The sequence below is a fragment of the Marinobacter sp. M3C genome, from assembly GCF_023311895.1.
GTDB lineage: Bacteria > Pseudomonadota > Gammaproteobacteria > Pseudomonadales > Oleiphilaceae > Marinobacter.
In genome coordinates, this window is the sequence record NZ_CP092284.1 from 464,505 (window position 1) to 486,952 (window position 22,448).

Genomic DNA, 22,448 nt, shown 5'->3' on the forward strand with positions numbered 1-22,448 from the left:
AGTTTCAACCTCACGAAAGCCAACACGATCAATAGAATCGTGTAGGATGCGACACCTTCCCAGTATCGATATCGGTCAGATGCCCTGTGACGCCAGTGCCCCAATGTAAAACACTTCCCAAGAACCAAACTAGAAAACAGGCCTATCGAAAGGAGCAGTATTGCTGCATCTACTATGAAAAAAAGCACCAAACATTCCTCTGCTCAATTATGAGATTTTATGATCGGCGAGCTTACCCGCCGATCAGATCAAAAATAGTTCGCTTTACACACTGAACTATTTGCAGCCGGAAGTGCGGCTCCGCCCACCAGAAGCGACACATACGATGCAATAACGAGCGCTAACGGCGCAAAGAATATTGATAGAACTGACAAGATAACGGCAGCCCCTACAAGCATATCCAAGCCACCACATTTCGAACTTATACTTCGGTAATCTAAATATAAGTCTGCAGCGAGCAGAATTGTAATTGCGGCAGAAATCGCTACCAGAAGTGTGATCGATAAAAGGGCTCCTACAAGGCCGAAGGAAAACCCTGCAAACATCAGAAGGCTCACTAAATCGTCGGAGAGAAATCCACCACTAGCCCCACCACTAATCTTATAAGCCCCAACCCCACGCTCAGGATCAATAATCGAATAACCACTCCCCTCCCAGCCATTAACGTTGATTGGCTGCGCGTGAACGGTGACCTCAAACCCACGCTGCAACGCCGACTGTATTTCAGAGCGCGCCGCCGAGTCGATGGTGATCAGGTTCAGTCTCGAGGCGTTTTCAGAAGTCAGTGTGTAGATCCTCTGGCCCTGGGCCATAGCCAGCGTTAGCGCTTTCGCGGTCGATACACCCTCAGCGGGTTGCTCTTCGGTCGAAAAGAGGCGCTCCGGGATCAGGTGTTCGTAGGCACTGGAGCGCATACCCGAGGCGCGATTAAACGCCACCCAATCCTCATAACAATTATCCACCGATTCCGTATTGGCTGACATCCTATCCACGTCCATCACCACACCACTGAACAGAACATTTCGCGGGGAGCCAAAGAAGTAGGATACGTTCATCTGCGTAGAGAAGGTGCCGTAGCTTGGGCTTCGGTTGTACACAATGTTCGATGCCTTGGCGGCAATTTTGTCCATGGCGTAGGTCTCTGCCAGATAGCCCTGGATTCCAGACTGAAGGATGCCACCGACAAGGTCATGCTTGGTCAGACCGGCGAAATCTTCTGCATCCAGCTTGGTTTTCACGTTCTCCAGTTGCCCCTGCAATTTGGTAAGCTGGGCTGGGCTGATGCCCTGCATATCAATTCCCACAGCCTGATATTGGCCGGCAATCAGGTTGTTTTCGCTGTAGTTCCAGCTTCGTTCGGGCGCGTGAAAACCCAGGCGCGCCATTAATGACTGGCCCAGGGTGACCGAGGACGTGGTTGCCACCACGTTGCCGTCGAGGGTGATCTCGCCAATCATGTTAACGGTATTGGCCGGTAATTGGGAGGGCAGGTCTTCCAACGATTCGACGGTGTCGGGAAGGTAGCTCTCCAGCGTCTGCTGGTCGGCCTCAGTGGCCGGTCGGAAGCTGATCGCCAGTGACTTGCCAACGAGCTCTGGCGTCAGGCGGTCGATCTCCGCTGCTGTTCCGGCCCATTGCACGGGGGCGCCAAAACTGCCGCCAAAGGTGTTGCCAATCTGCAGACGGAAGCGATAGTACAGTGACTCTGGAAGATTCGGGACAACGGCGCTGGCGCGCACGCGATTAAAGGGCAATGCGACGTCTTCGATGACGTCGGCGTTTTCGGGAACGATCTGCTGGGTGCCCAGCACGTCGCCCAGGGTGGTGTCGTTGCAGCTTGTGCCTGCCATTCAGAGCAGGTCAGGTCGTAAAACGCTAATAGCGTTTACTGGTATTCCAGATTTGCGACTTGCTTCTCCGGTTCGCTCAGATACCACATGCCTCAAGGAAGGTATGAAAACCCGAAAATTTTCGCCAGTACCAGCATGAAGCTACAAAATTCAGCATTTCAGACCTTCCTCAGACTTATCAAAACCATCCTTGCTCTTTAGCAATAAAGTAAAACACTATAATTAGTCCGTCTGAAAACCCCCAGCGCACAAGAGCACGACAGCTCCTAAGAAACCCAGAGCCGTTGCCGCGAAAGCTACGAGAAATCCACCGCTAGCCCCGCCACTAATCTTAAAAGCCCCAGCCCCAGCCCCATTCTCAGGATCAATAATGGCATAGCCACTGCGTTCCCAGCCGATCACGTTGAGGGGATTTTCGTGAACCGTCACTTCGTAACCGCGCTGAAGCGCATTCTGGATCTCCGAGCGGGCTTCGCTGTCGATGGTGATCTGGCTCAGGTTGTAGGCAATGTCGTTTGTCAGAGTATAGACTCTCTGACCCCGGGCCATCGCCAGGGCTAATGCCTTGGCGGTTGAGACGCCTTCCACAGGGTTCTCTTCAGTCGAAAACAGACGCTCTGGAATCAAATGCTCATAGGCGCTGGACCGCATCCCGGAACTGCGATTGAACGCCACCCAGTCCTCGTAGCAGTTATCCACGGATTCGGTATTGGACGATATCTGGTCCACGTCCATCACCACACCACTGAAGAACACATTGCGCGGCATGCCAAACAGGTAGGACACGTTCATTTCTGTGGAGAAGGTGCCATAGCTGGGGCTGCGGTTATACACAATATCCGAGGCGGCGGCAGCGATCTTGTCCATGGCGTAGGTCTCCGCCAGGTAGCCCTGGATACCGGCCTGAAGAATGGAGCCCACCAGGTCGTGCTTGGTGAGGCCAGCATAGTTCTCTGCGTTCAGCTTGCTGGACACCTCTTCGACCCTGGATTTCAGAGCCTCCAGTTGGTCGGGACTGATACCCTGCATATCGATGGCCACGGTCTGGTACTTGCCAGCAATCAGGTTGTTCTCGCTGTAGCGCCAGTTGTGGGCCGGCGCGTCAAAGCCTAGGCGGGTCATCAGAGATTGGCCCGGGGTAACCGAGGGACGGGAAGCCTTCACCGCACCGTTTAACTATTTCAAGAATTATTACTTACTTTTTACTTTTAATAAAACTCCAGAAATTAATGCCAACAAAATCACGGCAACGATTCCCAAAACTGTTGGTATAGCGGCAGGAACTCCTGCCTTATAAATTCCATATAATGCGAATCCCATAAAGCCCGCAGATACTGATACTCCGGTATTTACAGTTATTTTTGCTCCACAGTCAGTGCAAGTCACATATTTTTTTAAAAGCACTAACTTGCTCACCGAATGCTTGCACTCCGGACACCTATAAAACATAACACCCTCTAACAAAAATCTTTCTTTATACTGTTCTGAAGCGCTGTAATCGCAACATTGATTAGCACACCAGCGACAAGCGCCGCTACCGGGCCCAAAAACAGGCCTAATGCTAGCGATAGCGCAACGCCTGCAATGCCGAAAGCAACTATTCCATAAATAGCTCCGCCACTACAGCCCGCCAGATAGGCATCAAACCCGGCTAACGCGACGCCCAACCCGCCAATAATACGTGCTATCGAGGAGAATACCCCACCAAGAACGTCGTCCAACCCCTTTACGACTTTCTCAAGCTCTCCCAATGCTTCAGAGCCAAAAGAAAGAAACTGGAGAAGCGCACCTAAAGCAGCAATAATGTCGGCCCAACCGCCACTAGCCCCACCACTTATCTTATAAGGCCCAACCCCATTCTCGGGATCAATAATGGCATAGCCACTACCTTCCCAGCCATTCACATTGATCGGCTGCTGGTGAATCGTCGCCTCAAAACCGCGCTGCACGGCGCTCTGATTTTCTACATTTAGACGGAGACCATATTAGACAGGTAATATATTCTATCAAAGCTTTTCACTGAGAGTAAAAATAACAAGCTTAAAGCAACTAAATATAACAAAAAAGGAACCGGCGCATCACGCAGCCTTAACGGATTTTTCGACCACGCACAAAGCCTTCCAGTTACTAACGAGCTTAATATTATAATGCTAGTTGTTAGCATGAAAATTATAGGTAAAGCAGTTAATGTAATCATAGGTTTTGCGTGCCGAGCCAAGAGAACATCGCAATAACCAAATATATAATTATTCCAAAATAGAAAATTAGCTTCTCGTCTTGCCGCCTAACAATGCGACCAAGGAAAAATAATTTTCCAGATACCAAACCCCAAAAACATAAAGCTATTAACGTTATTAATAACAATAAAAAAATTTTATTCATCATAGGGCTCGGTCACGATACTGTAAATTTATTCACACACCGGATTATTTCTAGTAAATGCCCCAGAAACAGCACCCGATACATAAAACCCGACCCAACTTAGCAGTGCAAACGCTGCAAGACTTACAGGGAGAAATAAGCCTAAAAGCAATGTTCCTGCGGCAGATAAAAGGTAGAGATCTGCCGCACCACTATTCGCGCACGCCGTTCCGTTAAGCTCACTAACAAGATCAAGATATCCATCGAGTGTTAGAGCCACAGATAATATCGTTGACAAAATTGCAAGGAGTGGCGCAGCGAATAATATTGCAACGAGACCAAGGCCCAACCCGAGGGCTGTAAGTAAATTTTCTGCATCAGATGATAGGAAGCCGCCACTTGCCCCACCACTAATTTTATAAGCCCCAACCCCATTCTCAGGATCAATAATCGAATAACCACTCCCCTCCCAGCCATTCACATTGATTGGCTGCGCATGAACAGTCACTTCATAGCCACGCTGCAAGGCGGTCTGGATTTCAGAACGCGCCGCCGAGTCGATGGTGATCAGGTTCAGTCTCGAGGCGTTTTCAGAGGTCAGCGTGTAGACCTTTTGCCCCTGGGCCATAGCCAGCGTTAGGGCTTTGGCCGTTGAGACGCCTTCCGCCGGTTGCTCTTCGGTCGAAAAGATACGTTCCGGGATTAAGTGCTCGTAGGCGCTGGAGCGCATACCCGAGGCGCGATTAAACGCCACCCAATCCTCATAACAATTATCCACCGATTCCGTATTGGCTGACATCCTATCCACGTCCATCACCACGCCGCTGAACAGAACATTTCGCGGGGAGCCAAAGAAGTAGGATACGTTCATCTGCGTAGCGAAGGTGCCGTAGCTTGGGCTTCGGTTGTACACAATGTTCGATGCCTTGGCGGCAATTTTGTCCATGGCGTAGGTCTCTGCCAGGTAGCCCTGGATTCCAGACTGAAGGATGGCGTCCGGCTTATACTTCAAAACATCCAGTTTCACGGCCTGGCGGAAACAGGTGCGCAGGTCATATCTTTGTATCTATAGAGATTGAGTACTTTCCATGAAAAGAATAAAGCCGCTTATGACGGTAATCAGAGCAACGCTCACCAAAACCACGAAAGCTTCGAAAATCGGGCGACGAGGACAGGAAAGCGAAGGAAATGCTGTGCAATAACTCACTGAAATGGCGTCACCTACACGTTTTCTTGGCCCCGCTGTTCCAGAAATCAGCAATCCCTACCTCTTTGACTACCTTTCACCCGAGCTAGTCTGAAAGCTGTAAATCACAATGCGATATTTTCGGGGCCCCCTTACCCCATTAGATTTCGTGACGCCGCAGTTGATTGACACTACCCGCTCCTGAACAACAGACCAAAATAAAAACCAAAGATAGAAAACGATCAAGCAAATAGATATTAAAACTAATGAGGCAACAAACACTATCCAAAAGTTAATCAAAAAAAACCTCTTATCTGCCAATGACAATTTAGGATAGATGGTGATTGCTGGCAGCAATCGCCATCTAGAAATAGCGCCTAGAAAACTGAGCCATTAGATACGCTATAAAGCTCGCAATAACGGCTCCGAAACTGCTCCTAAAAAGGGACCGACAGCGACCGATACGCTCGCTAACAGTAATGCCGTCGCGAAAAAACCAAACAGAGTCAAAGAAGTCTGTCCAACCAGATCCCACCCCTCTGCGTCACCAAATAAGTCGTTCGCCAAACCAGCCATGAGCCCCAAACCCCTCGCAAATTTTGAGTAGCCAGGCAGTTTCTTCCACCGCTCCGGGATCGTGGCAGTGTTAATAAGAGCTCCACACCGTTTATCAGTCGGCTAAGCAGTAAATCTGCTCAAATCCATCCTAGCCGTCCTGCCAGCACCATTAGGCCCAACAAAATCGCTCCCAAAACCGCAACTTTTAGGTGGAACGACAAAAAGTCGAACCCTTCAGACTCTCCTTTCTTTGAGAAGGATAGTTTTTTACCGCGCATAGGCTATTCCTCACTAAGCTTGACAACTTGCTTTTACGCTACGAGTGACCAGCGACTGAACATAGCTAATAATTTGCGTTATTGCGACGATGGCAAGGACCAAAAAGATTGGATTCAGTAGTCCTGCAATCAATATCAATGAGAGCTTTGTTAAATATATTCCAGCAATAAAGGAAAGCAATGCTCCAGCCGCAGCGTCGAACTCATTGCACCCTGTAACAAAAAGAATGTCGAAGAAGCTACCAACAAGACTAAAAAGGCCAGTCAAACCAACGAGCTTCTTAAACGCGTCCGAGGCTCCATCGGCATTTGCTAAATAAGCCAAAGCGCTAGCCAAAAGGTTCCAAAATTCGCCACCACTAGCCCCACCACTAATTTTGTAAGCTCCAACCCCACGCTCAGGATCAATAATCGAATAACCACTCCCCTCCCAGCCATTAACGTTGATTGGCTGCGCATGAACGGTGACCTCAAACCCACGCTGCAACGCCGACTGTATTTCAGAGCGCGCCGCCGAGTCGATGGTGATCAGGTTCAGTCTCGAGGCGTTTTCAGAAGTCAGTGTGTAGATCCTCTGGCCCTGGGCCATAGCCAGCGTTAGCGCTTTCGCGGTCGATACACCCTCAGCGGGTTGCTCTTCGGTCGAAAAGAGGCGCTCCGGGATCAGGTGTTCGTAGGCACTGGAGCGCATACCCGAGGCGCGATTAAACGCCACCCAATCCTCATAACAATTATCCACCGATTCCGTATTGGCTGACATCCTATCCACGTCCATCACCACGCCGCTGAACAGAACATTTCGCGGGGAGCCAAAGAAGTAGGATACGTTCATCTGCGTAGCGAAGGTGCCGTAGCTTGGGCTTCGGTTGTACACAATGTTCGATGCCTTGGCGGCAATTTTGTCCATGGCGTAGGTCTCTGCCAGATAGCCCTGAATGCCGGACTGAAGGATGCCACCGACAAGGTCATGCTTGGTCAGACCGGCGAAATCTTCTGCATCCAGCTTGGTTTTCACGTTCTCCAGTTGCCCCTGCAATTTGGTAAGCTGGGCTGGGCTGATGCCCTGCATATCAATTCCCACAGCCTGATATTGGCCGGCAATCAGGTTGTTTTCGCTGTAGTTCCAGCTTCGTTCGGGCGCGTGAAAACCCAGGCGCGCCATTAATGACTGGCCCAGGGTGACCGAGGACGTGGTTGCCACCACGTTGCCGTCGAGGGTGATCTCGCCAATCATGTTAACGGTATTGGCCGGTAATTGGGAGGGCAGGTCTTCCAACGATTCGACGGTGTCGGGAAGGTAGCTCTCCAGCGTCTGCTGGTCGGCCTCAGTGGCCGGTCGGAAGCTGATCGCCAGTGACTTGCCAACGAGCTCTGGCGTCAGGCGGTCGATCTCCGCTGCTGTTCCGGCCCATTGCACGGGGGCGCCAAAACTGCCGCCAAAGGTGTTGCCAATCTGCAGACGGAAGCGATAGTACAGTGACTCTGGAAGATTCGGGACAACGGCGCTGGCGCGCACGCGATTAAAGGGCAATGCGACGTCTTCGATGACGTCGGCGTTTTCGGGAACGATCTGCTGGGTGCCCAATACGTCGCCCAGGGTGATGTCGTTGCCGCTTGTGCCTGCCATTCAGAGCAGGTCAGGTCGTAAAACGCTAATAGCGTTTACTGGTATTCCAGATTTGCGACTTGCTTCTCCGGTTCGCTCAGATACCACATGCCTCAAGGAAGGCATGAAAACCCGGAAATTTTCGCCAGTACCAGCATGAAGCTACAAAATTCAGCATTTCAGACCTTCCTCAGACTTAACTTTTTTCTTTGCTAATCCAAGATTTTCTGGTTTTTTTCATGACCAAAGCGTCCCTCACTCAAAGTACCCATAATTAGTCGGCGTTGGGCAGCGACACCACCATCCGGCTTTTGAGGCTGATTCGGGGCGCAGTTAAAGCGCTCACCTCGGACAACTACAGTGAGTTCGCTGTGTACTTACCCCCGCTTACCGGCCATAGCCATAGGATCCATGGAGACTTATTCAGAGTCTCCCTAATTATTTTATATTCTCAAAGCTGATACAGTGCGGAAAACAGATATATCCCAATAGGCAGTCCGAAAAAAGTTACGACACAAAGCATTTTTTTTTCGTTCAACGTCCGCCATGAGGCCTCCCCAGAATCTGGGAATTTCCGATACTCTTTTGGACGCTTTTCCCACAAGTATTTAGAGATATCGTGGTTACGGTCACCCAACAGGGCAACACACAGCAATAAGGAGAAAAAAAACTCTAAGGTAAAGACATGAATTCCTGCAAAGGGCAGAGTAAACATATAAACAATCGATGATGGTAGAACCCAGAACTCAAAGAACGTCCATTTTTTTGAGGGACTACCATTGTTGCGCTCAATAAAACAGGCCCACTTTCCATGTACAAACAATAGCAATGACATCAAACCAGAGAAAACACCAGCCGCTATATTTGAATAATAGCGGGCGAAATTTAAATAATCTCCTTGTATTTTTATACAAATTAGCGCTGATGTGACAGCGCCCAATAACAAGCGAAGACTGATCATAAGAGTCCAAATAAGAAGGCAAACCCCTCTCCTGCGAGAATAAGTGGTAATGCATGGATACCTAAACTGAACAATCCAATTACTGCGAGAGACAGACCAAGCGCGGCTACTAAATTCGTTACATTGAGTTCTTCCCAGCTCCCTGCATCGCTTATGGCGTTGGTCCAAAGCAGAAAATTACCGAATGCAACCGCAGCTCCCAAAGCAGCAATGAAACTACCTCCCAATGCTGCTAATATCCCTACGCTTATTATGGCTGCAAAAGCTATGAATATCGTTAGCGTGGTTAGAAAAGGTAGTACACCTCCACTAATGCCGCCTGATATTTTATAAGCCCCAACCCCACGCTCAGGATCAATAATCGAATAACCACTCCCCTCCCAGCCATTAACGTTGATTGGCTGCGCATGAACGGTGACCTCAAACCCACGCTGCAACGCCGACTGTATTTCAGAGCGCGCCGCCGAGTCGATGGTGATCAGGTTCAGTCTCGAGGCGTTTTCAGAAGTCAGTGTGTAGATCCTCTGGCCCTGGGCCATAGCCAGCGTTAGCGCTTTCGCGGTCGATACACCCTCAGCGGGTTGCTCTTCGGTCGAAAAGAGGCGCTCCGGGATCAGGTGTTCGTAGGCACTGGAGCGCATACCCGAGGCGCGATTAAACGCCACCCAATCCTCATAACAATTATCCACCGATTCCGTATTGGCTGACATCCTATCCACGTCCATCACCACACCACTGAACAGAACATTTCGCGGGGAGCCAAAGAAGTAGGATACGTTCATCTGCGTAGAGAAGGTGCCGTAGCTTGGGCTTCGGTTGTACACAATGTTCGATGCCTTGGCGGCAATTTTGTCCATGGCGTAGGTCTCTGCCAGATAGCCCTGGATTCCAGACTGAAGGATGCCACCGACAAGGTCATGCTTGGTCAGACCGGCGAAATCTTCTGCATCCAGCTTGGTTTTCACGTTCTCCAGTTGCCCCTGCAATTTGGTAAGCTGGGCTGGGCTGATGCCCTGCATATCAATTCCCACAGCCTGATATTGGCCGGCAATCAGGTTGTTTTCGCTGTAGTTCCAGCTTCGTTCGGGCGCGTGAAAACCCAGGCGCGCCATTAATGACTGGCCCAGGGTGACCGAGGACGTGGTTGCCACCACGTTGCCGTCGAGGGTGATCTCGCCAATCATGTTAACGGTATTGGCCGGTAATTGGGAGGGCAGGTCTTCCAACGATTCGACGGTGTCGGGAAGGTAGCTCTCCAGCGTCTGCTGGTCGGCCTCAGTGGCCGGTCGGAAGCTGATCGCCAGTGACTTGCCAACGAGCTCTGGCGTCAGGCGGTCGATCTCCGCTGCTGTTCCGGCCCATTGCACGGGGGCGCCAAAACTGCCGCCAAAGGTGTTGCCAATCTGCAGACGGAAGCGATAGTACAGTGACTCTGGAAGATTCGGGACAACGGCGCTGGCGCGCACGCGATTAAAGGGCAATGCGACGTCTTCGATGACGTCGGCGTTTTCGGGAACGATCTGCTGGGTGCCCAGCACGTCGCCCAGGGTGGTGTCGTTGCCAGTGCCGTCAATGAACGACTGGACCCGGGCCTGGTAATCTTCCAGTTCATTTTGGACCGCAAGGGCGTCCAGACCCTGAACCCAGCCCTCTGCCTCGTTTACGGTTGCGGAGGCTTGCAGGTTGCTCAGGAACGCTTCTGCATCAAGGGGTACCTCATTCTCAATGTCCAGGCCTTCGGTGAAGGTATGCTCTTTGAAACTGGGATCAAGGCCGACCCATTCGCCGTTGATCCACGCTTCGACCCACACATGTTCCAGCTCCACTTCTTCAATCGATCCGCCGTAGGAAAACTGCTGCTGGGGAATGCCTCCCTGGCTTAGGATGTTGGTGGCGGCGTCAACATTGGAGACACCGCCAACCCAGTTCTGAGCACCCTCGGCAGGGACGGCTACGGTGCCATAGCTGTAACGCGCCGGTATGCCCGCTTCGCGGTATAGCGCAATAAGGGTACTGGCCGTATCAAAGGCATTACCCTGTTCACTCTGAATGGTGTAATCAGCACCCTGCATTACGCCATAGCTGGGCACGAAACGGATGGTGTCGTGTACCCATTTGTACAACGCCAATGGATCCGGGCCCAGATCTGCCACGATATCCCGGACTCGGTCGGTGTTAGCGGTCGCACTGTCCGTTTGCAGATAATCACTTAAATCCCAGGCGGGCTCGCCACTGACGCCAAGCAGGCCTTCAATCGCGGCCTGACTGGTGAACAGGTTTCGCGGTGGCGGCGTCACGAAATCCAGATCACCACTGAAGCTCTGTTGCGGGTTGCGCACCGGGTATTGCAGGTGGCTCTGAAGAGCGTTCGCTATGTTCAGCAACCCGTCTTTATCAGTGGCACCATTTTTCCAGCGAGAGAGCTTATCGAGACCGATTCCTATGCTTTTAGCATGGTCCAGATAATTAGATTTGAACGTCTGGTGGCGGGCAAGAATGTCATCGGGCAATCCCTTAGCAATCAGGGATTGGCGCTCAGCATCGAGCTCTTTTCTGACCCCTGCATCCCGTTCGTGAAATACCTCCGCCAACTCCCCTATCGCGTCCAGGTGGGCAGGAATCCGATCCATCCGCCCTCCAGCGACCGTCTGTTGTAGCGAACTGACCTGCTGTTCCAGGCTCTCTATGGTCTCGCCGAGCGGATTCGTGTAGGCCAACGAATTTCGCGGCGGATTTGACTGCCGATCCGCTTCATTGAATGCCGCGAGGACCGCCGGCGAATAGAAGGTGAATGAGAAGAAGAACAGCACCAGGGCACTGACCGCCCGCTTCAGGCGCTGGGAAAACATGGCTTCGGTTCTGAAATCGGCAAACATTGTCTCTCTCCCTGAGTTCTCTTACCCGCCACACGCTTCAGACTGCGCTGAGCACTGGATACGATTCAGCTTTTTGGGTGCTGCATATACCTGGATGCTCCAGGTCGGTTCTGCGGTCTGGCCAAACCTGTCTTCCAGCCCCAGGCGCACATTCTTTACACAGTCACCCTCTACCGGCGTCCAGCGGATGGTCGGCACGCCATTTTCATCGGCCAGCGTCATTCCCTCCGGGGCAGATAAGAGTTCGACGTCCACCGAGTAGCCTTCAGCGTCGATCGCAACGATGCGATAAACGTACGGTTTGCCGACTTCGGCTGTATCCTTTGGCACATTGCCCAGACTCGGAGGCAGCATATCGCCAGCTACTGTCACCGAATAGGTCCTGCCAACGGTGAAACGGCCGTCGGTGACTGTAACGGCAACCTGGTGTGTACCAATCTGGTCCTCATTGGGCACCCAGGAGATTTCTCCCGTTCCTGAATTGATGGCCATACCCGCCGGTGCAGAGACCAGCTTCCAGGCCAGCGCATCACCTTCAGGATCTGTTGCAGTCATGGTAGAGCTGTATTCAACGCCCACTCTCGCGGTGGTGGTCGGCGAACTTTCAAACACCGGCGCACTGTTTTCTGCCTGCACATTCAGAATATAGCTTTGTGTCGCCGATGCACCCTGTGGGTCACGCACCTCAAGGCTGACAGAATACTCGCCCGTCTGACTTCCATCCGGCGTCCATTGCACCAGGCCATTGGCAGACAGGGTCATGCCAGATGGGCCGGACAGCAGAGCGTAGGTCAGCGCTTCGTTCTCAGGATCTGTGGCTACGAGTTGATAGCTGTAGGTCTCGCCAACCAGAGCGCCAGAGGCAGGACGGCTGGTAATAGAAGGTGTCGCATTGTCGGTGGTTACCTCCAGGGTAAAGGCCTGACGCGTTGTTGCGCCTTGCGGATCGGAAACGTCAATGGCAACGGGCTGGGCGCCTTCATCGGTGTCAGTTGGCGTCCACTGCAAGCTGCCATTTCCAGCATCAATAGCCATGCCAGCCGGTGCCTGCCCAAGGCTATAAGTGAGTGCGCCGGATTCGGGATCCTCAGCCATAACCTGGTAGCGGTATGGCTGACCGACCCGCGCGGTTGCTGGCGGATTGCTGGAAATCACCGGTGGCTCATTCGAGGTCACCACGGTGAGGGTAAAGCTCTGGCTGACCGCATTGCCGTTCTGGTCGGCGACCCGGACCGTTACCGCATTAGCGCCTTCATCACTCGCGGCAGGTGTCCAGGTGACCAGGTTAGCGGCATTCACGGACATTCCGGCGGGGCCTGAAACCAACTGGTAAACCAGTTCCGTATCCTGATCGTCCAATGCCGTTACCTGATACTGCCAATCGGTGCCCGCCAGAGCCGACACGACCGGCGTGGAGGTAATTTCCGGTGGTGCATCGACAGCACTGACACTGATATCAAATGTCTGATTGCTTGATAGCCCATCAGCATCCCTGACCTGCAGTCTGACAGGATAAGTACCCTCTTGCTCACTGCCAGGCGTCCATGCCAGCAGGCCAGATTCAGGATCCATTGACATGCCCGCTGGCCCTGACACGAGCAGGTATTCAAGTACGTCACCGCTGTCCGGGTCGGACGCCTGAACCTGATAGGTGAACAGTTTGCCGGTTTCTGCAGATGCCGGCGCCACTGAAGTGATTCCCGGGGCCTGATTCACATCCAGAACTTCAATGACAAAGTCTTTCTCTGCATTGAGCCCTCTGCTATCACTCACCCGGATCGTGACCGGGTTGTTACCGATCTGCGTTGTCAGTGGCAACCAACTCAGTTCGCCGGTCTCCCGGTCTAGCTGCATATTCGAGGGTCCAGAAATAAGGCTGTATCGCAAGGTTTCCGCGGTGTTCGGATCCTCCGCTTCGATCAAGACCGTGTAGCTCTGATCTTCACTGGCAACCGGCAGGACCCGCGTTACGATCGTGGGAGCGATATTCTCTTCCAACACCCGGATTTCAAAATTCTGTGAGGTAGAACTACCGCGATCGTCGGAAACCACAACCGTTACCGGCTGCACGCCGACCTGGTCTGCAGCTGGCACCCACTGTATTTCCCCGGCCACCGGATCGATGGTCATGCCTTCCGGGAAGTCGCCCAGAGCAAACGTCAGTGTTGCGTCTGAGTTGGCGTCGGAGGCTTGCACCAGATAACGGTATTCCGAAGCTGCTTCAGCCTCAATCACCGGCGTACTATCAATGGACGGCAGGTAGTTGCGCTCTCGTACCTGCAGTTGATAGGACTGCTGGTCGGACTCGCCCTCGCTATCGGTAACCTTCAGAGAAATTTCGCGAGTACCCTGCTGGCCCTGTTCGGGGGTCCAGGTAAGCAAACCTGCGGAGCTATCAATGGTTACACCGGCAGGGCCGTTAACCAACTCGAAATTCAAAGTATCGCCAAGATCCGGATCCACCGCCTGAACCTGATAGCTATATTTTTCGAGTTCCGTCGCAGCCAGCTCCGGCGAGCTCACAATTGCAGGGGCCTGATTCACGTTCGTTACGCTGATCGTAAATGCCTGCTCGTCGAAGGCTCCCTGAGTATCGGCCACGCGCACGACCACTGTCTGACTACCCACATGCACGTTCAGTGGCGTCCACTCGATCTGGCCGGACACGGTATCGATCACCATTCCAGCCGGAGCCACCTGCAGCGAAAACTCTTTACGGTCGCGTCGATCAGGATCGGTCGCCTCAACCTGGTAGCTGTAAGCTTGCCCTTCGATTGCGCTGACCACCGGAACGGACTCAATGTCAGGAGCGCGGTTTGAAGTATTGCGCCTGCGGGCCGAAGGGGTAATGCTTACCTCTCTGGAACGGCAGGTGGGGCGTCCATCTGTGCCAAGTTCATTCACCGCGTAGTAGTAAGTTGTGTCGAGATCCAGCCCCATATCCAGATAAGTGGAGTAGCGATTGTCCGTCACTGCAATCTGCTGATAGGGCCCACCGGCCTGGGTGCTGCGATGCACGGCATAAGACGGCGCGCCGGAATCTGTCCAGGTCAATTGGGCAATCGTCATTTTTCCACGAACAGCAATATCGGTCAGACAGTTACAGGCGGCATCGGACTCGTCTCGGATTCGCACCTGCCTGACAGCTGTGTCAGTCAGGTCGGGCTTTCCACTACTGGGGAAGGCATTGGAAGTATTATCACTGACCTGAAGGCGGATCAGATAGTCTCCCGCACCCTCGCCAGCAAAGCGGCTGGTCACATCCACCAGATCGCCACTGGCATCGCCGTACGACAGATCGTTATCAAGATCCCAGAGCCAGGAGACCAACTGATCGCCTGGCTGGCCAGGCTCACTCAGACCATCATCCGGATTAACGGAACCCGTGCCATCCAGATACCAGGGTTGTGTCTGCGGGCAGAACAGGTAGGGCCCGCCGGCATCCGCTGTGGGACTCAGTGGTGGCGTGTCAACTTTGACAACAACCTGAGCCGTCTGAACAAGCGGCGTACTGCCATCATCCGTTACACGCAGAGTTACCGGATAGTCTCCAAGTTCTGGAAAGCTGGTGGTAATGATCGGCCCCTGGGCATCATAGGTGCCATCATCATCAAGGTCCCACTCCCAGCGAATGATGCTTCGCTCATCTTTTTGGTGGAAAGAACCCGTGCCATCCAGTGATATCTGTTCCCCGGCCACAGCCGGATTTGGAGTAGCCTGCGCAACGGCTACCAGATCACCGGTTGGCCGCTGACTGAGAATTTCTTCAACCTTGATATCAAGAAGTGCTTTGGTAAAAGACTCCGCGTTCGTTCCCCCTGAACGCAGAAACGCAAGGTCCCAGGCTGCCCCACCATTTTCCAATGCAAGGTCGACATAATCATCTACGGTCCGCCCGGAGCCTGAGGTTGCATAAGCGCCATCGCATCGGGTAAAACCGCCGTTTCCGTCCACGACGTAACCTGTCCCCAGGCTGTCTAACCCTAGAGCCCTTCGACCATCACCGCACTTTATTCTCGCGTTCACAACAGCATTCAATAGCGAGCGATTGGCTTCGAGAAGAGACCGGACAGATTGATACGTGATTGAACTTCTCGTATTATCCCGATCCTCATCCGTGGCCAGGATAATATTGACAGCGGCACCGTTTCTTCGGGGGTACTCGTTCAGCGCGTATTCAATGCCGCGCCAGCCATCCTCTGTGCCACCGCTGGTAACCAAACGATTCGATGCAGCCTCAAACCCCGCGACAGACCCAAGCTTCTCGCCGTCTACCTGCAATACTCTGGGTACAACGGAGCGACTACCATATCCTACCAGACCATAGAGATTCGCCTGCGACTCACTGCCTATTCCGTATTGCTGAAGGTTTTCGTCAAGCAAGCGAACCATTTCACCGATCCAGCGCTGCTCTCCGGACATAGAGCCAGACTCATCTATAACCACAATGACATCTGCTGCTAAAGGGGCCTGATTTGCGTTGGCGGTTAGGGGGGCGGAGCCCATGCCAGCGGCGAAGACGCTGGCCATCAGGGCGCGATAGAAACTCCGTTTCATAGGGATCCCTTATTGCTATACAGGTTGTCAGTATCAAGAAGTGAGGGGAGTCGCATCTTGGTGATTCAGGATGCGATAACGCGCCTTCTTACAAGCAGTGAGAAGAGGCCAATCGCCAGGAGAAGTCCTGCAGAGGGCTCTGAAACCGCTACTGGTTTTCCAACAATGTCCAGCTCGCCCCAGAAATAAAGCGACTGTTCTTGATTGAAGGAGAGGCCCATTTCAGGGTCGGTTTGGGAGAGATAAAAAGCATCGACCGGCGCTGTCAGGGCCGTAAAGAGTGACAGATAAGCGGTTTCACCGGCGGCAAGATTGAAGTCCCATCCAAGGGCAAAAGATACATCTTCTTCAGAGCCCTGCGGAACTGCATTGTCATTGCCCAATGAGTTGAATACCAGGTTGTCGTAGATGTCTCCGAAAATAAAGCCGGGCTCGTCGATCTCCCAACTCTGGCCAGGTGCGGGAGCGCCAACGGCTTGCCCATATTCATTGAAATAGGTGTTGGCGGAACGGCCAAATTCAAAGTCAAAGAATGCGCCAACAGAGTGGCTGCCGTTTGAGGCAAACTCGAGATCAACCTGCCCCAGACCCGACGCGTCCAATTGCGCACTTCCCGGCATGGTATCCCCGGCAAAGTATTCGTATAGGTCATCGTCAATATTGAAAGCCCAATCGTTGAGGACTATGGGGCTTGCTACTGCACTGGCTGAAAAATAGATGAAAAAAAATGAAAGCAGGATTGCTTTTGAGAAGAGAGAGAACATCCTTTACCTCTATATCGTGTAACGTCCTTTTAGATAGGGTCACATGAAAAAATGTTAATCGTCAAGTCACAAATTTATTTCTAGGGTTTTGATTACACAAATTTTTGTTAATTTTCGACACGACGCTCAAAAATTTCCATTGTTCAGAATTTGCTGGTAGTGAGTAAGCGCCCTTAAATCGACCCACTTGCCCGAGTAGTTACTGATAAGGCCACGAGGGTTATAGCTGTATTGCAGGTTATTTTGATAAGGCCCGGCATGACTGATGCTTGTGGGTTGGCCCGAAACGTTGTAACCGTAAGCGACGTTCTCACCGTTAGGCATCGACATAGACGTGCGTCGTGCCAGGGCATCGTAACCAAAATCATACTGCCCTTCCGGCGCCGTCATGGATGTTAACAGGCCGCGGGAGTCGCGCTCATAGCTGCGAGTTTGACCCAGTGCCGAAACGGACATCAACTCATTTTCAGCGTTGTAGGCATAGGCAACGGTCTCGCCGTTCACGTTTTCCGTGACTAACCGCCCGGCGGCATCGTATGTACGTGTGACCACCCCCACCTCATTCGAGGCTTTGGTGAGCAAACCACGTGCGTTGTACTCGTAGGTGTTTGTCTGGCTGCCCCTGGACACCGAGACGAGCTGTTTGGTGGTGTCGTAGGTGAACTCAACGACCGTTCCGTCCGGTTCGGTGACGCTTTCAAGGAGGTTGTCAGTGCGGTAGTCGTAGGTGCGCTGCCGGCCGTCGGTGAGTGTCTCGGCGGCCAGGCGGCCATACTGGTCATAGCTGTAGCGGGTTAGCTGTCCCTTGCCGTCAGTCAACGACAAGACATCACCCGCCGCATTTCTCTGGTAGGTCAAAGTTATTCCGGATGGCTCGATATTTTTAAGCGCTCTTCCGAGCGCATCCCGCTCAATGGCGTAAACGGCCCCGGTGTTGTCACTCAGGCTGACAATGTGACCTGCGGCGTTATAACCAATCCGGCCGGTTTTGCCGTCAGGCTGAGTCACCGAGACGGGTAATCCCGACGCATCCGTCTCGAACGTCATCTGCTGGCCCAACGCATTTTGGGAGGACTGGATAAAACCTTGCTCACTCCACTCAAATTGCGTGGTCGCATTGGAGGGATCAGTAATAGCCGCGAGATTGCCGTTCTCGTCGTAACGGGCGGTGGTAGTACGCCCTGTTGGCGAGGTGGTCGTCGTCGGGTAAAGCAGTTCCGAGTTGTAGGTCCACTGCTCGGTATTGCCCAGCGGATCGGTGAAGGAAATGCGCCGCCCTTGCTGATCATAAGTAGACGTCCACTGGCTACCCGCTTCGTCAGCGAAGGTGACCAGATTGCCCTCGTCGTCGTAGACGTATTCCTGGCTGGTGCCGTCTGCCGCCGTGACTTTGGTAATCACCGCATCATCGTCGTAAACAAAGGTCCAGGAGGAACCGACCCTGTCGGTTTTGACCACGGTTTTCTGGCTAACGTTGTAGTTGTAGGAGAAAGTGTTCTCACCCAACGTATAGCTCGATACCCGGGTACCGCTATAGGTCACATCAGTGACCACCACACCGTCTGGATCGGTAATTTTGGTCAGTTGGTAATACGTTTGGGCGTCAGCAGGCGGGCTGTATTTCCGGTAGCCGTACGCCCAAACACCCCCTGTTGGTTCCTGTACTTGCACAAGATTGCCATCGATATCGTAAAAATACTGCCATTGACGACTGGCGCTGTCGGTGATGGCGCTGACAAAACCTTGGGGGTCATAGTAGAAGTCGAGGTAGGCGCCAGACGACGCAGCCATCCGGGTTAGTTGGCCGTTGGCGTTGTATTCGTAGCTGATCGACTCGCCCGAAGGTGCTGCATCCTTTAGCAGCTGACCGCTGGCACTGTAAATTCGATAACTGCCCGCCTGTGCGGACAACTTGATGCGCCCTTCAGATAGCAGCTCAACCTGATCGTCGCGACCGACCGGCGATTCGATCTGGCCATCATCACCCACAGTATAGGAGTAACGCTTGCCGTTGGGTTCACGCAGTAGGTAGGTTGTTGACGATAAAGGGGTGCCCTCGGCGCCTTGCTCCCAATCGACGGTTTTAATTGCGATGGAGTCGCAGTTCGAACTCCATCCATTGCCAAACATGCCTACCTGGGGATCGTTTGAATTGTAAGAGCGTGAAATAGACAGGCCCGGCCGACCCGGGATTTGAACATCCTGTTCACTCCAGACGAAGTGTCCCGTCGGGATATAGACGGGCGACCCGGTACTCTTACAAGGGTCGCACTCCGACCCCTCGCACGGTCCTTCCTGGTTCGGATCATTCCAATCGAAGGTGTCGTGCCCCTGATCCCAGGGGTAATGGTAAGCTAACGCCTGATTTTGTACCGAGAGTGCGACGAGGAACACCAGCAGGGTAGCGAAGAAGCCACTGGTAGCCGTTCCACCTTTCGTCATTTTGGAGAGTCGTTTCACGTCCATGTCTTACCTCATCGCCGCAGACAGCGAGTCGAATTCCCGCTGCAGTTCATCGTAAGTTGCATCCCAGGAGGGGTGTGCTTCGAGCCATTGATCAATCTCTTGCGCATGACGACTGCCATAGGTCGCGTGCTGGCTCGGGGTTACACCGTGCTCGGCAAAGAGGGCAATCACCTCGTCGCGAGTGCCCTCATCAATTTTCATCAACTCGGATCGGGTCAGCGACGCATTCAGGCCGTCGCGTCGGGACTTCATGCCTTCCAGCGTAATGAGTCGGGCTTGCTGGTCGAGGTAAACAAAATCTTCGGCAGCGCCTACGCCGCCCGCTTGTGCAAACGACGTCATAAGTGTGAGTAGAATGATCGTCAATAGTCCATTTCGCGCTGAATGCATCGTCATGCCCTCCTAGTAATAGACCCGTTGCAGGGTGAACACTTCCATGGTTCGTGAACCACGCTCGTCAAGACCAAGGATGCCAATACGGTAGGTTCCGGGGCTGACATACGTTCCGTTGTTGTCCTTGCCATTCCAGGTGAGCGTGTTTTCGCCTTGCGAGAGCCCGCTGACCATTTTTTGTGCCACAAAGGCACCGGTGTCTGCATCGTAAACGGTCATTTCCGCCGCTCCGCCCCGGCTAAGTAGGAAACTGATTGTGGAGGTGCCTTGATTGTCCTCGTCACCGGATCTTGTGGGGTCTACGATTGGAGGTGCGGCGGAAATAGCACTTACATGCACACCGCTTTTGACATAGACCGCGTTGTCCGGAAGTGAGAAAGCGAAGATGCCGAATAGAAAACGATCATTGCCTGGGGGGTGAATAAGTTCGCCATTGTTGTTTTCGCCATGCCAAGTAATGGTGTGGCTACCACGGCCCAACGGTTTGCGCTGGTAGAACGTCACCAAGCGTGTATTGACATTGTAGCGTCCGATGAAGGCGGTCACTTCCGACGCCTCACTCAGGGTAAACGTAATATCCAGCGGGTCGCCGTCAAATGGCGAGAACTGGCTTGGCAGACGATTACGCGGCGGGTTGTACTCCCGGCCACCCGTCGAGAGAACGGTATTAAAGCGCTTTTCGACACCGTCAATACGATAAAACATGACGGCGCGGTAGTCGCCCTCAGACACAAACTCACCGGCCGCATTGCGACCATCCCAGGCGTCTGTATAGTCGCCCGCTAGTCTGACTTGCCAGGAAACTAGCGTGGTCACCGTTCCGCCAGCCGAGTCTTGGATCACAACACTGACATCGGTATCACCGCCCAGGGTTGTCTGCACCTGAACATTCTCGGCCAGCTCGGTATCGATCGTGTCGCGCGACAATGACAGCGCAAATGAGGGCAACACCGTCACCTTGACGAAATCTTCACCGGTGCCACCGTCCTCGGCAGTCGCCGTCACACGGGAATAAAAGGTGCCGGGTGTCGGGATAGTGTGGGACACCGAACCACTGTCAACTGAGGTGTAGTCGTCGGTACCATCGCCATCAAAATCCCAGGCCCACGCCGTGATCGGCAAGCCATCCGGATCCGACGCCGTTGCATTATATTGCACCGTCAGCGGCGCCTTGCCCGATGTGGGACTGGCCGTTCCAGATACAGTTGGCGCACCGGTGATAACTCGAATAGATATAGATGGAATTGCTAGGTCTGCGGCAGCACCCAGCGTATCCGTGACGCGGATTCGGGGCTGGAATTGACCTTCACTCGCGTAGGTGAATGTGGTGCTGCCTGTTGAGGTGTTCTCGTCATAGACACCGTCACCGTTGTAGTCCCATTCATAACTTTCGATGCCATTGTCATCGGACGCAGTGGCACTGAAACTGACCACCAGCGGTGGTGTCCCATTAGAAGGTTGCGCTTCGGCGGTGATTTCCGGTGGCGCATTGTCGACCTCAATGGTGACCATGGCATCAACGGTTTCGCCGGCGCTGTCGAGAACCTGGAGCGTTACGGGGTAGGATCCCGGGGCGTCAAATGTGTATGACTGATCGCGCCCAATGGGCTCGCTCCGATCAAAGACGCCATCGTTATTAAAGTCCCACCGATAAACTTCGATGGCCGTATTGGTCTCGATTTCAGGCGAGAAAGATACCGTGAGTGGGGAACTACCGGACAGGGGTTCGGCGTCAATGGTTGCAGACAACCCGGCTTCTGGTTGAACATCATAGACCAGTGTCTGGCTCGACTCGTTAGCAAGGCTATCGCTGAGGGACAGTGCAATGGCTAGCTCGCCCTCGGACCATTCCGACTCGGGCACAATTTCGATGACACCGGATTCGGTATCATAACCGGTGATCACAGCCGAACTTGGCGACGCATTGACCGACAGGGTTTCCCAATCAACTCCCACACCGTCGTCCGCCGCTCTGATTTGAAGAGCGGCTGTTGAATCTTTTATCGGGTTGCCGGGCGCCGGTGCAACGCGAGTAAATGTCGGGCCCTTGGTATCCATTAAAAAGGAATGCTCGACGCTACCCCGGTTGCCTGACTTATCGGCGATAGAAACAATAAAATGCTGCGGGCCGTCTTCCCAGCTTTGTGCTGTTTTGACCTGAATCGTCCCCTTAATAGGCAATATCCATGGAAACCACTGGCTTAACCCTTTGCGCTCAAATTCAACATTGTCATAGGGCTGGCCTTTGAGAGAGACCTGAATGGAACCGCCGTCAAGGCGACTGGTGCGAAGGCCGATGCGCCATGGGTCGTATACGTCAAACTCAACGATTACATAAGAGTTTGCAACCTCGGCGCCTGCTGACGGCGTAACACTATAGAAGACGGGCGCGAGGTCATCCCCAAAGAACCACCACCAACTGGAACCGGCGGCCGTTGCTGAGGCCGGAAACCCGAAAGTGGAAACCAACAGCGCGACCAGCACCCAGTTTCGATTCGCCCTTAAGCGGTTTGCCATCCGTTGTATCCCTACCCATCTCATATTCGATCCCTCTCAAAAAAACTAACGAAAATGCCCATTGTCTGGAATGCG

General features: G+C 53.1%; 13 protein-coding genes. All 13 read right to left on the minus strand.

Annotated features, from left to right (window positions below; genetic code table 11):
- Window positions 1-248 precede the first annotated feature (248 nt).
- Complete coding sequence (locus MIH18_RS02045; protein WP_249013766.1) at window positions 249-1,850, minus strand: hypothetical protein; 1,602 nt, start codon at window positions 1,848-1,850, stop codon at window positions 249-251.
- Between the two features lie 222 nt (window positions 1,851-2,072).
- Window positions 2,073-2,972, minus strand: coding sequence for a hypothetical protein (locus tag MIH18_RS02050; RefSeq protein ID WP_249013767.1), 900 nt, complete (start codon window positions 2,970-2,972; stop codon window positions 2,073-2,075).
- A gap of 69 nt (window positions 2,973-3,041) precedes the next feature.
- Window positions 3,042-3,266: a hypothetical protein gene (locus MIH18_RS02055; RefSeq protein WP_249013768.1), complete on the minus strand. Its 225-nt coding sequence runs from the start codon at window positions 3,264-3,266 to the stop codon at window positions 3,042-3,044.
- Window positions 3,267-3,307: 41 nt separating this feature from the next.
- Window positions 3,308-3,799: a hypothetical protein gene (locus MIH18_RS02060; protein WP_249013769.1), complete on the minus strand. Its 492-nt coding sequence runs from the start codon at window positions 3,797-3,799 to the stop codon at window positions 3,308-3,310.
- A 461-nt stretch (window positions 3,800-4,260) separates the two neighbouring features.
- Entirely contained in the window at window positions 4,261-5,238 is a 978-nt protein-coding gene (locus tag MIH18_RS02065) for a hypothetical protein (RefSeq protein WP_249013770.1), read from the minus strand.
- A 1,008-nt stretch (window positions 5,239-6,246) separates the two neighbouring features.
- Complete coding sequence (locus MIH18_RS02070) at window positions 6,247-7,860, minus strand: hypothetical protein (RefSeq protein ID WP_249013771.1); 1,614 nt, start codon at window positions 7,858-7,860, stop codon at window positions 6,247-6,249.
- Between the two features lie 430 nt (window positions 7,861-8,290).
- Window positions 8,291-8,800, minus strand: a complete 510-nt coding sequence (locus MIH18_RS02075; protein WP_249013772.1) for a hypothetical protein — start codon at window positions 8,798-8,800, stop codon at window positions 8,291-8,293.
- Window positions 8,797-11,676, minus strand: coding sequence for a transglutaminase-like domain-containing protein (locus MIH18_RS02080; protein WP_249013773.1), 2,880 nt, complete (start codon window positions 11,674-11,676; stop codon window positions 8,797-8,799). Before MIH18_RS02080 ends, MIH18_RS02075 begins: the two co-directional genes overlap by 4 nt.
- Window positions 11,677-11,697: 21 nt before the next feature.
- Window positions 11,698-16,233 (minus strand): putative Ig domain-containing protein, encoded by a 4,536-nt coding sequence (locus MIH18_RS02085; protein ID WP_249013774.1) that lies wholly within the window; start codon window positions 16,231-16,233, stop codon window positions 11,698-11,700.
- 65 nt (window positions 16,234-16,298) lie between these two features.
- Complete coding sequence (locus MIH18_RS02090) at window positions 16,299-16,997, minus strand: PEP-CTERM sorting domain-containing protein (RefSeq protein ID WP_249008737.1); 699 nt, start codon at window positions 16,995-16,997, stop codon at window positions 16,299-16,301.
- 126 nt (window positions 16,998-17,123) lie between these two features.
- Window positions 17,124-19,463 carry a DUF6531 domain-containing protein gene (locus MIH18_RS02095; protein WP_249008736.1) on the minus strand — a complete coding sequence of 780 codons (2,340 nt, stop codon included), beginning with the start codon at window positions 19,461-19,463 and terminating at the stop codon, window positions 17,124-17,126.
- Between the two features lie 3 nt (window positions 19,464-19,466).
- A complete protein-coding gene (locus MIH18_RS02100; protein WP_249013775.1) occupies window positions 19,467-19,859 on the minus strand; it encodes a hypothetical protein in 393 nt (130 codons plus the stop codon).
- A 6-nt stretch (window positions 19,860-19,865) separates the two neighbouring features.
- Window positions 19,866-22,397, minus strand: coding sequence for a PKD domain-containing protein (locus tag MIH18_RS02105; RefSeq protein WP_249013776.1), 2,532 nt, complete (start codon window positions 22,395-22,397; stop codon window positions 19,866-19,868).
- Window positions 22,398-22,448 lie beyond the last annotated feature (51 nt).

Coding starts and splice junctions, on each gene's coding strand:
- MIH18_RS02080 (WP_249013773.1), bottom strand. CDS start 11,676: ATGTTTGCCGATTTCAGAACCGAAGCCATGTTTTCCCAGCGCCTGAAG.
- MIH18_RS02050 (WP_249013767.1), bottom strand. CDS start 2,972: ATGACCCGCCTAGGCTTTGACGCGCCGGCCCACAACTGGCGCTACAGC.
- MIH18_RS02070 (WP_249013771.1), bottom strand. CDS start 7,860: ATGGCAGGCACAAGCGGCAACGACATCACCCTGGGCGACGTATTGGGC.
- MIH18_RS02085 (WP_249013774.1), bottom strand. CDS start 16,233: ATGAAACGGAGTTTCTATCGCGCCCTGATGGCCAGCGTCTTCGCCGCT.
- MIH18_RS02105 (WP_249013776.1), bottom strand. CDS start 22,397: ATGAGATGGGTAGGGATACAACGGATGGCAAACCGCTTAAGGGCGAAT.
- MIH18_RS02100 (WP_249013775.1), bottom strand. CDS start 19,859: ATGACGATGCATTCAGCGCGAAATGGACTATTGACGATCATTCTACTC.
- MIH18_RS02090 (WP_249008737.1), bottom strand. CDS start 16,997: ATGTTCTCTCTCTTCTCAAAAGCAATCCTGCTTTCATTTTTTTTCATC.
- MIH18_RS02095 (WP_249008736.1), bottom strand. CDS start 19,463: ATGGACGTGAAACGACTCTCCAAAATGACGAAAGGTGGAACGGCTACC.
- MIH18_RS02045 (WP_249013766.1), bottom strand. CDS start 1,850: ATGGCAGGCACAAGCTGCAACGACACCACCCTGGGCGACGTGCTGGGC.
- MIH18_RS02075 (WP_249013772.1), bottom strand. CDS start 8,800: ATGATCAGTCTTCGCTTGTTATTGGGCGCTGTCACATCAGCGCTAATT.